Genomic DNA, 10930 nt, shown 5'->3' with positions numbered 1-10930 from the left:
CATGATCGACGATCTGCACGGGCGCAGCGTCGTCGCGGACACGCACAACGACCTGCTGGACGCGATCGCGCACCGGCCCGTCGAGCGGTGGGTGCCGCACTTCCGCGAGCGGTGGCTGCCGCAGTTGCACGCCGGCGGGGTGAACCTGCAGGTGCTGCCGGTGTTCGTCGACGACGTGTTCCGGCCGGAAGGCGCGCTCAGGCAGACCCTGCGGATGATCGAGGCCGCCCACCGCATCGCCGCGGCGAGCCCCGAGACCCGGCTCTGCCACGACGCCGCCGACATCGACGCCGCCCTGGCGAACGACCAGATCGCGTTCGTGCTCGCGCTGGAGAGCGCACCGGGCGTCGGCGAGGACGTCGAACTGCTGGAGACCCTGTACCGGCTGGGCGTCCGGATCGCGTCGCTCGCCCACTTCGGCCGCACCGCGCTGGCCGACGGCAGCGGCGAGGACGGCACCGGCAGCAGGCTGACCAGGGCGGGCGTCGCCGCGCACGCCGAGATGGAACGTCTCGGCATGATCTTCGACGTCAGCCACCTGGGCGCGGCGGGCGTCGAGCACGTGCTGGAGCTCTCGACCCGTCCGGTGATGGCGACGCACTCGTCGGCACGGGCGTTGCGCGACCACCACCGCAACCTGACCGACGCCCAGCTGAAGGGCATCGCGGACAACGGCGGCGTGGTGTGCGTGAACTTCTTCGCGCCGTTCCTGCACGAGTCCGACTTCACGATCGACCGCCTGGTCGACCACATCGAGCACGTCGCGGGCGTCATGGGCGTGCGCCACGTCGGTCTCGGCCCGGACTTCGTCAAGGAGGTCCTGGAGGACGTCACCCCGCCGTGCTGCGAGGCGCAGGTGATCGAGGGCGTCCCGACCGACCGGTTCCTGCCAGGGTTGGAAGGGCCCTCGGGCCTGCCGCTGGTGACCGAGGCACTGCAGAAGAGGGGTTGGCCCGAGGGCGACGTCGTCCGCGTCCTGGGCCAGAACGTGCTGGACCTGTTTCGTTCCGAGCTGAGGGGATCCGCAACGTGACCACCATCGAGGACCTGTACGGCCACGCGCTGCCGGAACAGCCCGCCATCTCACCCGACGGATCCGGGATCGTCTACGTCCTGCGCACCACCGATCGCGAGAACGACCGCGACGAGCGCGCGCTGTGGCGGGTAGTGAATGGCACCGCGAAGCAGCTCACCAGGGGGAAGTCCGACACCTCACCCGCCTTCGCACCGGACGGGAAGCTCGCGTTCCTGCGCGCCCAGGACGGCCCGGCCCAGCTGTGGCTGCTGGACGGCGAACCGGAGCGGCTCACGGACCTCCCGCTCGGTGCCGGGGCGCCGGTGTGGAGCGAGGACGGCACGAAGCTCGCGTTCACGGCGCCCGTCGACATCGCCGACGCCTCCGCGCCGATCGTCACGAGCCGTCTCGACCACAAGGCCGACGGCGCGGGCTACCTGCGCAGCCTCCGCTCCCACGTGCACGTCCTCGACCTGGAGACCCGCGAGGTCCGGCAGCTGACCAGCGGCGACTGGCACGCGAACAGCCCGTCGTGGTCACCGGACGGCACGAAGATCGCCTTCACCGCGGCGCGCGACGAGGACGCCGACCTGACGTTCCGCGCGCCGGTGCACGTCGTCGAAGCCGACGGGTCGGAGGAACCACAGGTCGTCGGCCTCGCCGAGGGCCAGGCCGCGACGGTCACGTGGACCGAGGCCGGGTTGCTCGTCATCGGGCGCACGTCCGCCGACGCCGGGCACCTCGACCTGCTGCTCCTGACGCTCGACGGCGAGGTGCGCAGCCTGTCCGCGCCGCTCGACCGCAACGTCATGCCCGGCATGGCCGGATACCCCGGCGGGCTGCCGGTCCAGCGCGGCGGTGAGGTGCTGTTCTGCGCCCGCGACCGCGGCTGCACCCAGCTCTACTCCGTCGACCTGGAAGGGAGCGAGCCGCGCCTGGTCCTCGGCGGGGAGTCCCGTCTGGTGGCAGGGCTTTCGGTCGCCGGTGACACCGCAGCCGTCGTCCTCTGCTCCCCCACCTCGTACGGCGAGATCGCCACCGTCGACCTGACCGACGGCTCGATCACCGTCCACACCGGACACACCGAGATCGAGCCGTTCGTCCGCGAGGAGCGCGAGTTCACGATCTCGGACGGCACCGTCGTGCACGGCTGGCTGGTCCGCAACCCGGAACGCACCGGCCCGTCGCCGCTGCTGCTGGACGTCCACGGCGGCCCGCACAACGCGTGGAACGGCACGGCCGACCCGGTCCACCTCTACCACCAGGTGCTGGCTCAGCAGGGCTGGGCGGTGCTGCTGCTCAACCCGCGCGGCAGCGACGGCTACGGCCAGGACTTCTACCGGGCCGCGCTCGGCGCGTGGGGCAAGGCCGACGCGAAGGACTTCCTGGAGCCGATCGACCAGCTGGTGGCCGAAGGCCTCGCCGACCCGGCCAAGCTCGCCGTGACCGGCTACAGCTACGGCGGCTACATGACCTGCTACCTGACGAGCCGCGACCCCAGGTTCGCCGCCGCCGTCGCGGGTGGTGTGGTCAGCGACCTGACGAGCATGGCGGGCACGTCCGACGGCGGCCACTACCTGACCGCGCTGGAGCTGGGCGGCGCCGGCGACCACCTCGCGGAGCTGTCCCCGCTGACGCGCGTCGGTGACGTCCGCACGCCGACGCTGGTCTACCAGGGCGCCTCGGACGACCGGTGCCCCGTGGGCCAGGCGGAGCAGTGGTTCACCGCGCTGCGCCAGAACGGCGTGCCGGCGAAGCTGGTGCTCTACCCCGGCGAGTCGCACCTCTTCATCCTCGACGGCAAGCCCTCGCACCGCGAGGACTTCAACCGCCGGGTCGTCGACTGGGTGCGCGAGCACGCGGAGAACCGCAGGCCCCTGGACCAGAAGCACTGGCAGCGCAAGCTTTCCGCGCTCGCGAAGAAGCACGATCTGCCCGGCGCGGCGCTCGGCATCCTCTACCAGGGCGAGACAGCCCTCGCGCACCACGGCGTGCTGAACCTGTCGACCGGGGTGGAGGTCACCGACGACACGATCTTCCAGATCGGCTCGATGGGCAAGGTGTGGACGACGACGGTCGTCATGCAACTGGTCGACGAGGGGCTCATCGACCTCGACGCGCCGATCGCCGACGTGCTGCCGGAGCTGAAGCTCTCCGACCCGGTGGTCGAGCAGAAGGTGACCATGCGGCACCTCCTCACCCACACCAGCGGCATCGACGGCGACAACTTCACCGACACCGGCCGCGGTGACGACTGCCTGGAGCGCTACACGGAACTGCTCGCCGGCGCGGCGCAGAACCACCCGCTCGGCGCGACCTTCTCCTACAGCAACGCCGGTTTCGTCCTCGCCGGCCGGGTGATCGAGAAGCTCACCGGCAAGACGTGGGACGTGGCGATGCGGGAGCGGCTCTACGAACCGCTGGGCCTCACCCGCGCGGGCACGTTGCCGGAGGAGGCGCTGCTGCACCGCGCCGCCGTCGGCCACGTCACCAGGGACGAGAAGCTCGAAACCGTGCCGGTGTGGATGTTGCCGCGCTCGCTCGGCCCGGCCGGGACGATCTTCGCCAGCACCGCGGACGTGCTGAAGTTCGCGCGGATGCACCTCAGCGGCGGGCTGGCCGAGGACGGCACGCGGGTGCTGTCGGAGGCCTCTGCCGCCGCGATGACCGAGAAGCAGACCGACGTGCCGGATCCGGAGGCGCTGGGCGACTCCTGGGGCGTCGGCTGGATCCGGTTCGGCTGGGACGGGCAACGGCTGATCGGCCACGACGGCAACACCATCGGGCAGTCCGCGTTCCTGCGCATCCTGCCGGGGCACGACCTCGCGGTCACGTTGCTGACCAACGGCGACACGGCCCGTGAGGTGTACCTGGAGCTGTACAAGGAAATCTTCGCGGAACTGGCCGGCGTCGACATGCCCATGCCGCGCAAGCCCGCCCCGCAACCGCCCGCTGTGGACACCTCCTCGTACGCCGGCCGGTACGAGCGGGCCTCGATGATCCTCGACGTCCTCGAGGGTGAGAACGGGCTGCGGCTCGACGTGACGGCCACCGGTCCGCTGGCCTCCTCGTTCCCCAAGCCTCCCGTGGTCGATCTCGTCCCGGCGGGCGACGGGCGTTTCCTCTACCTGTGGCCGGACTCGAAGAGCTGGTCGTCGCTCGTGTTCTACGCGCTGCCGACCGGCGAGCAGTACGTGCACATGGGTGTCCGCGCCACGCCGAAGGTGTCCTGATGAACCTGCTCAACGACATCGAACGGCTCGTGTCCTGCGAGTCCCCGTCCACCGACCTGGCGGCGGTCGCCCGCAGCGCGGAGGTCACCGCCGAGGTGGGTGCCGCGCTGCTCGGTGCCGAACCGGAACGGATCGTGCTCGACGGCCGCACGCACCTGCGCTGGCGGCTGGGATCGGGACCGCGCAAGGTGTTGCTGCTCGGCCACCACGACACGGTGTGGCCGATCGGCACGCTTCAGCGGATCCCGTTCAGCGTGCGGGACGGCGTGCTGCGCGGGCCCGGCTGCTTCGACATGAAGACCGGCGTCGTGATGATCTTCCACGCCGTCGCAGCGCTGGGTTCTCCCGACGGCGTCACGGTGCTGATCACCGGTGACGAGGAGATCGGCTCGCCGTCGTCGCGCGGGCTGATCGAGGCCGAGGCCGTCGAGCACGCGGCCGTGCTGGTCTGCGAGGCCTCGGCGGACGGTGGCGCGCTGAAGACCGAGCGCAAGGGCACGTCGATGTACGAGGTGACGCTGCACGGCCGTGCCTCGCACGCCGGGCTGGAGCCCGAGCGCGGGGTGAACGCCACGATCGAGGCGGCGCACCAGGTCCTGGCTGTCTCCCAGCTGGCCGACGCCGAACTCGGCACCACCGTGGTGCCGACCGTGCTGTCGTCCGGTACGACCACGAACACCGTTCCCGCGCAAGGGAAGTTCATGGTGGACGTGCGCGTGCGGACCCTCGAGGAGCAGGCCCGGGTCGACGAGGACATGAACGCGCTGAAGCCCGTGCTCGACGGTGCGAAGGTCGAGGTGGCCGGCGGCCCGAACCGCCCGCCCCTGGAGCTCACCGCCTCCGGAGCGTTGTTCGAACTGGCGTCCGGGCTGCTGCCGGGGATCACCCAGGCCGCGGTCGGCGGCGCGTCCGACGGCAACTTCACGGCCGGGGTGGGCGTGCCGACGCTCGACGGGCTTGGTGCCGTCGGGGGCGGGGCGCATGCTGAGCACGAGCACGTGCTGGTGTCGGAACTGGTCCCGCGCACCGAGCTGCTCGCGGCGCTGGTGAGGGAGCTGACATGACGTTGGTGAAACACGACGTGGTGGTCCGTCAGCTCACGGACTACGCGGAACTCCTTGCCACGCAACGGCTGTACGAGTCGATCTGGCGATCGGACAGCACTCCCCCGGTCACCGCCGAGCTGCTGCGGGCGATGACCAAGGCGGGCAGCTACGTCGCGGGTGCGTTCGACGGTGACGCGCTGGTGGGTGCCTGCATCGGGTTCTGCTCGCCGCCCGCCGCGGGCGCGTTGCACAGCCACATCGCCGGGGTGGCGGCCGGTATGCGCGGCCGCAACGTCGGGTACGCGCTCAAGCTCGACCAGCGGACGTGGGCGCTCGAACGCGGGATGACCGAGGTCACCTGGACGTTCGACCCGCTGGTGCGCCGCAACGCCTACTTCAACCTGGGCAAGCTCGGGGCGGACGCGACCGAGTACCTGCCGGACTTCTACGGCCACATGGACGACGACATCAACGGCGGCGGCGAGACCGACCGGCTGCTCATCAGCTGGCGGATCGCCTCCCCCGAGGTCGCGTCCGCGTGCTCCGGGCAGCCGCGAACCGCCAGCGCGACGGGCGTGGTCGGCCTCGGCATCTCCGAGGACGGCCTGCCCGTGCCCGGAGTGTGTTCAGGCAGCACGGTTCTGGTCGCCGTGCCCGCCGACATCGAGACGCTGCGGGCCACGAACCCGGCCGCCGCGCAGGAGTGGCGCTACGCCGTGCGGGAGGTGCTCGGCGGATTGCTCGCCGACGGCGCCGCCATCACCGGGTTTGACAGGTCGGGCTGGTACGTCGTGGAGAGGAGCGGTTCGTGAAGCTGGACGGGGTGGAGCTCCGCTGGGTCGAGATGCCGCTGAAGTCGCCGTTCCGCACCTCGTTCGGCACGCAGACCGTGCGGCAGTTGCTGGTCCTGCGCGCGGTCACGGACGAGGGCGAGGGCTGGGGCGAGTGCGTCGCGATGGCCGACCCCGTGTACTCCTCCGAGTACCTGGAGGGCTGCGCGGACGTGCTGCGGCGGTTCCTGGTCCCCGCGCTTACCGGGCCGATCGACGGCATCTCGGTCGCACCGCGCGTGGCGCGGTTCCGCGGTCACCGGATGGCCAAGGCGGCGCTGGAGATGGCGGTGCTGGACGCCGAACTGCGCGCGCGAGGGGTGTCGTTCGGCCGTGAGCTGGGCGCCGTCCGCGACCGCGTGCCGTGCGGGGTGTCGGTCGGGATCATGAACTCGATCCCGGAGCTGCTGGACGCCGTCACCGGGTACGTCGACGAGGGCTACCAGCGGATCAAGCTCAAGATCGAACCGGGCTGGGACCTCGCCCCCGTGCGAGCGGTGCGCGAACGGTTCGCGGATGTCCTGCTGCAGGTCGACGCGAACACCGCCTACACCCTCGGCGACGCCCGGCACCTCGCGAAGCTCGACCCGTTCGACCTGCTGCTGATCGAACAGCCGCTGGACGAGGAGGAGCTGCTCGCGCACGCCGAGCTCGCGAAGGTCGTGCGGACACCGATCTGCCTCGACGAGTCGATCACCTCGGCGTCGTCGGCGGCCGACGCGATCAAGCTCGGCGCCTGCCAGATCGTCAACATCAAACCCGGTCGCGTCGGTGGTTACCTGGAGGCGCGGCGCATCCACGACGTCTGCGCGGCGCACGGGATCGCGGTGTGGTGCGGCGGGATGCTCGAGACCGGCATCGGGCGGGCAGCGAACGTGGCGCTGGCGGCGTTGCCCGGCTGCACGCTGCCCGGCGACACCTCGGCGTCCGACCGCTACTACCGGATGGACGTCACCGAGCCGTTCGTGCTGGAGGACGGGCACCTGACCGTGCCGACGGGGCCGGGGCTGGGTGTCACGCCGTTGCCGGACGCGCTGGACGCGGTGACGGTGAAGACGGAGTGGATTCCCCTGTAGACGGTTGGCAAGGTGGAGGTATGAGTCCGCGAACAGGCCTCACCCGCGTGCTGGACGACCTGGGCACCACGCTGATCGACCTCGTGCGTGGTGATCCGGGTCGTGCCGCCGACATCGGCGGTGTGGTGATCCACGACCCGGACGACGACCAGGCGTTGCCCGTGGGGGCGCTGGTGCTGGGCGTCGGCGTGCGCGAGCCCGCCCCGTTGCTGCACCTGCTGGGCAAGGAGGGGGCGGCCGCGCTGGTCGTGCGCGGGCCGATCGTCCTCACCGAGGAGGTCTCCGCAGCGGTCGACAGCTCCGGTGTGGCCCTGCTCGGCCTGGCGCCGGGGGCGTCGTGGACGCAGCTCGCCGCGATGCTGCGGTCGCTGCTGGCCGAAGGTGAGGTCGACCCGTCCGAGACCCTCGGCGGAGTGCCGGCCGGGGACCTGTTCGCGCTGGCCAACGCGGTGGCGTCGCTGATCAGCGCCCCGGTGACGATCGAGGACCGCAGTTCGCGCGTGCTCGCGTTCTCGGGGCGGCAGGACGAGGCCGATCCGTCGCGCGTCGAGACGATCCTCGGCAGGAAGGTGCCCGCGCGCTACACGCAGATGCTGGAGGCGCGCGGGGTGTTCCAGCGGCTCTACCGCAGCGACCAGCCCGTCTACATCGAGGGGCTGCCCGCTGACGACGGGTCGGTTTGCTTGCCGCGTCTCGCCGTGGCGGTGCGGGCGGGCGACGAGTTCCTCGGCTCGATCTGGGCCGCCGTCCGCGCGCCGCTGTCCCCCGACAGCTCCACCGCGTTCGGGGACGCGGCCAAGCTCGTGGCGTTGCACATGATGCGGCAGCGGGCGGGCGCCGACGTCGAACGGCGGCTGCGCGCGGACCTCGTCTCGACCGCGATCGAGGGAGGCGCGGGCGCGGCGGAGGCGGTGCGGCGGCTGGGTCTGGCCGACCAGGCGTGCGTGGTGCTGGCGCTGGCGCTCGCCCACTCGCACGGCGACGACCCTGCAGCGCACGCCCGGCTGCTGGCCGAACGCCAGCAGATCGCCGACGCGCTCGCCATGCACCTCACGGCCGTGCACCCCCGTGCCGCCGCCGCGTTGATCGGCGACGTCGCCTACGCGATCCTGCCCGCGGAGTCGGACGACCGGGCGTTGCGGATCGCCACGGACTTCCGCAACCGCGTCGGCAACCCCGTGCTGGTGGGCGTCGGCGAGGTGTCCGACGGCCTGACGCTGTCGCGGTCGCGCGCCGGTGCCGACCTGGTGCTGCGGGTGTTGCGGGCCGGACGCGCGTCCCGGCCGGTCGCTCGGGTGTCCGACGTGCACGGTGAGGGGTTGCTGCTGGAGCTGTCGGACCTGATCGCCGAGCGCGGGGACACGCTGACCGGGCCGGTCGCGCGGCTGATCGCGTACGACCGCAAGCACAGCGCGTGCCTGGTCGAGACGCTCGGGGCGTGGCTCGACGCCTTCGGTGACGTCGCTGCCGCCTCGGCCGCGGTGTTCGTGCACCCCAACACGTTCCGGTACCGGCTGCGGCGGCTCTCGGAGGTCGGGGAGATCGACCTCGGCGATCCGGACGCGCGGTTCGCGGCGATGTTGCAGCTCAGGTTGTGGCGCCCAGATGGCGCCGCGCCAGCGCCACGAACGCCTCGGTCGACGGGTGCGCCGTCGCCTCCGGCCACGCCAGGTGCACGGTGATCGGGCCGGCGTCGGTGATCGGCAGGTAGGTCACGCCGGGGTGCGGGTGGTGGTGGCTCGTGCCGGCCGCCGTGACGCCGACGGTCGTGCCGGTCGCGATCGACGTCAGCCACTCGACCACGCCGGGCACGTCCACCGTGCGCGGGCGGGCTCCGGCGGGCCAGAGGTCGGCGCTCGTCGTCGCGGCCGTCTCGCACACGGCGACGCACTCGCCCACGAGGTCGTCGAGCGTGAGGGCGGCGCGGGACGCGAGCGGGTGGTCGTCCGCGACGGCGGCGATCCGGGGTTCCTCGATGAGCGCGGCGTGGCCGAGGTCGCCACCGGCCGGGGGCGTGCGCAGGACCGCCACGTCCGCCTCGCCGCGCCGCAGCGCCGCCTCGGGGTCGTCGGCCTGGCGGATGCGGACCAGGACGTCCGGGTGCTCCGCCCGCCACTCGCGCAGGAACGGGATGGTGAACCGGCCGAGCGCGGCCCAGGCGAAGGTGAGCCGGACGGGCTGCGGGCGGGCGGCCTCGGCCAGTGCCGTGTCCAGCGAGGTGAGGATGCGGTGGCTGTGCTCCCACAGCCGGTGGCCGGGATCGGTCAGGGCGACGTGCCGGGTCGTGCGTTCGACCAGCCGCACCCCGAGGCGTCGTTCGAGCTGGTCGAGCGTGCGCGAGAGCGCGGGCTGCGTGACGTGCAGCGACTGGGCGGCCGCGGTGATCGACCGGTGGTCGCCGATCGCGGCGAGTGCCCGCAGGTGGCGCAGCTCGACATTCATAACCACCGATCATAAGTGCTGCACGAACGGCATTTCACTCCTTCCCGCAGCGCTCCTAGCGTCGAGGGCATGAGGATTCTGCTCGTTGGAGCCACCGGCCTGCTGGGTACCGCGGTGCACGAGGTGCTCACCGAACGCAAGCACGACGTCGTGACCGTCTCGCGCACCGGGGGCGACCTCCAGTTCGACGTGACCGACCCGGCCCAGGTGGCCGAGCTCTACCGGACCGCGGGCCGGGTGGACGCCGTCGCGTCGGCCGCCGGTCACGTGCCGTTCAAGCCGTTCGGTGAGCTGACCATCGCGGACTACCAGGCCGGGGTGACCGGGAAGGTGCTGTCCCAGGTGGCGCTCGTGCGTGAGGGGCTCGCGCACGTGACCGAGTCGTTCACGCTGATCACGGGCGTGCTGGCGCGGGAACCGATCGTCACCGGCGCGGCCGCGGCACTGGCCAACGGCGCGGTGGAGGCGTTCGTGCGCGCCGCCGCGATCGAGATCGCCCCGCAGCGGATCAACGCCGTCAGCCCGACGGTCTTCACCGAGGCGCTCGACGTCTACGGCGACTACTTCCCCGGCATGAGGCCGGTGCCGCTGGCCGACGTGGCGCAGGCCTACGTCCGGTCGATCGAGGGACGGCAGACCGGCCAGGTCTACGTGCCCTGAACCTCTACGTGCCCTGAACCCGCACCCGCCCGAGCAGGCGGTCCACGAGGCCGGGCAGCTCCTGCTCGCCCGCCCCCTCCAGCCACAGCGCGATGCCGATGCGGATCGTGGTGAGGAACGTCGCGGCCATCAGCCGGGCGGCCTCCTCGTCCGGTTCGCGCCGGACCAGCACGGCGGTCAGGTCGCGTTCGAGCGCGACCTGGTCACCTGCCTGTCGTGCGAGCAGTGACGGATGACGGCGCAGCAGCCGCAGCTGGGCCATCCACTCGACGTCCGGGAGGGGCCGGACGCGGTACAGCTCGGCCGTGGACGCGCGCAGGGCCTGCCAGGCGTCCTCGGCCTCGGGCCTGGCCTCGACCAGGGAGACCAGTGCCCTGAGGCGCTCGCGGTCGGCGTCGAGGACCGCGTCCTCCTTGCTGGTGAAGTAGTTGGAGAACGTCCGGCGGGACACCCCGGCCGCGTCCGCGATGTCCTCGACCGTCACCCCGTCCAGGCCGCGCTCCACCGCCAGCCGCAACGCCGCCCCGGCCAGCGACCGCCGGGTCGCGGCCTTCTTGTGCTCGCGCAGTGTGGGGAGGGTCTCCATGCGTCCAGCCTAACCGGAGTATGTTGCTCATTGCGCAAATTT

Annotated in this window: 9 protein-coding genes; 7 read left to right on the top strand and 2 right to left on the bottom strand. The window is 72.0% G+C overall.

The features are described from left to right. The first annotated feature begins 1 nt into the window (after position 1). From IEY88_RS11270 to IEY88_RS11245, 6 genes are read left to right on the top strand one after another with little or no spacing between them, the layout of a single operon-like run. Positions 2 to 1033: a dipeptidase gene (locus IEY88_RS11270; RefSeq protein WP_189154637.1), complete on the top strand. Its 1032-nt coding sequence runs from the start codon at positions 2 to 4 to the stop codon at positions 1031 to 1033. Beyond that, the gene (locus IEY88_RS11265) at positions 1030 to 4248 is read left to right on the top strand and encodes a serine hydrolase (protein WP_229693280.1); all 3219 of its coding nucleotides are present in this window, start codon (positions 1030 to 1032) and stop codon (positions 4246 to 4248) included. Before IEY88_RS11270 ends, IEY88_RS11265 begins: the two co-directional genes overlap by 4 nt. After that, positions 4248 to 5312, top strand: coding sequence for a M20 family metallopeptidase (locus IEY88_RS11260; protein ID WP_189154636.1), 1065 nt, complete (start codon positions 4248 to 4250; stop codon positions 5310 to 5312). The genes IEY88_RS11265 and IEY88_RS11260 overlap by 1 nt, the downstream gene beginning before the upstream one ends. Further along, complete coding sequence (locus tag IEY88_RS11255) at positions 5309 to 6106, top strand: GNAT family N-acetyltransferase (RefSeq protein WP_189154635.1); 798 nt, start codon at positions 5309 to 5311, stop codon at positions 6104 to 6106. Before IEY88_RS11260 ends, IEY88_RS11255 begins: the two co-directional genes overlap by 4 nt. Beyond that, on the top strand, positions 6103 to 7200 hold the full coding sequence (gene menC / locus IEY88_RS11250) for an o-succinylbenzoate synthase (protein ID WP_189154634.1): 1098 nt from the start codon (positions 6103 to 6105) through the stop codon (positions 7198 to 7200). The genes IEY88_RS11255 and menC overlap by 4 nt, the downstream gene beginning before the upstream one ends. 20 nt (positions 7201 to 7220) lie before the next feature. Then, complete coding sequence (locus IEY88_RS11245) at positions 7221 to 8882, top strand: PucR family transcriptional regulator (protein ID WP_189154633.1); 1662 nt, start codon at positions 7221 to 7223, stop codon at positions 8880 to 8882. Here the strand turns inward: IEY88_RS11245 and IEY88_RS11240 are convergent. Further along, a complete protein-coding gene (locus IEY88_RS11240) occupies positions 8788 to 9642 on the bottom strand; it encodes a LysR family transcriptional regulator (protein ID WP_189154632.1) in 855 nt (284 codons plus the stop codon). The genes IEY88_RS11245 and IEY88_RS11240 overlap by 95 nt on opposite strands. A 69-nt stretch (positions 9643 to 9711) precedes the next feature. Here IEY88_RS11240 and IEY88_RS11235 point away from each other — a divergent pair, with 69 nt between their 5' ends. Then, complete coding sequence (locus IEY88_RS11235) at positions 9712 to 10302, top strand: short chain dehydrogenase (protein ID WP_189154631.1); 591 nt, start codon at positions 9712 to 9714, stop codon at positions 10300 to 10302. Between the two features lie 4 nt (positions 10303 to 10306). Here IEY88_RS11235 and IEY88_RS11230 read toward each other — a convergent pair whose 3' ends face one another. Further along, positions 10307 to 10888: a TetR/AcrR family transcriptional regulator gene (locus IEY88_RS11230; protein WP_189154630.1), complete on the bottom strand. Its 582-nt coding sequence runs from the start codon at positions 10886 to 10888 to the stop codon at positions 10307 to 10309. Positions 10889 to 10930: the final 42 nt, after the last annotated feature.

The organism is Lentzea pudingi (assembly GCF_014646255.1).
Classification (GTDB): domain Bacteria; phylum Actinomycetota; class Actinomycetes; order Mycobacteriales; family Pseudonocardiaceae; genus Lentzea; species Lentzea pudingi.
The sequence above is the reverse complement of the archived record's forward strand: the minus strand, read 5'-3'. Positions and strand labels throughout refer to the sequence as shown.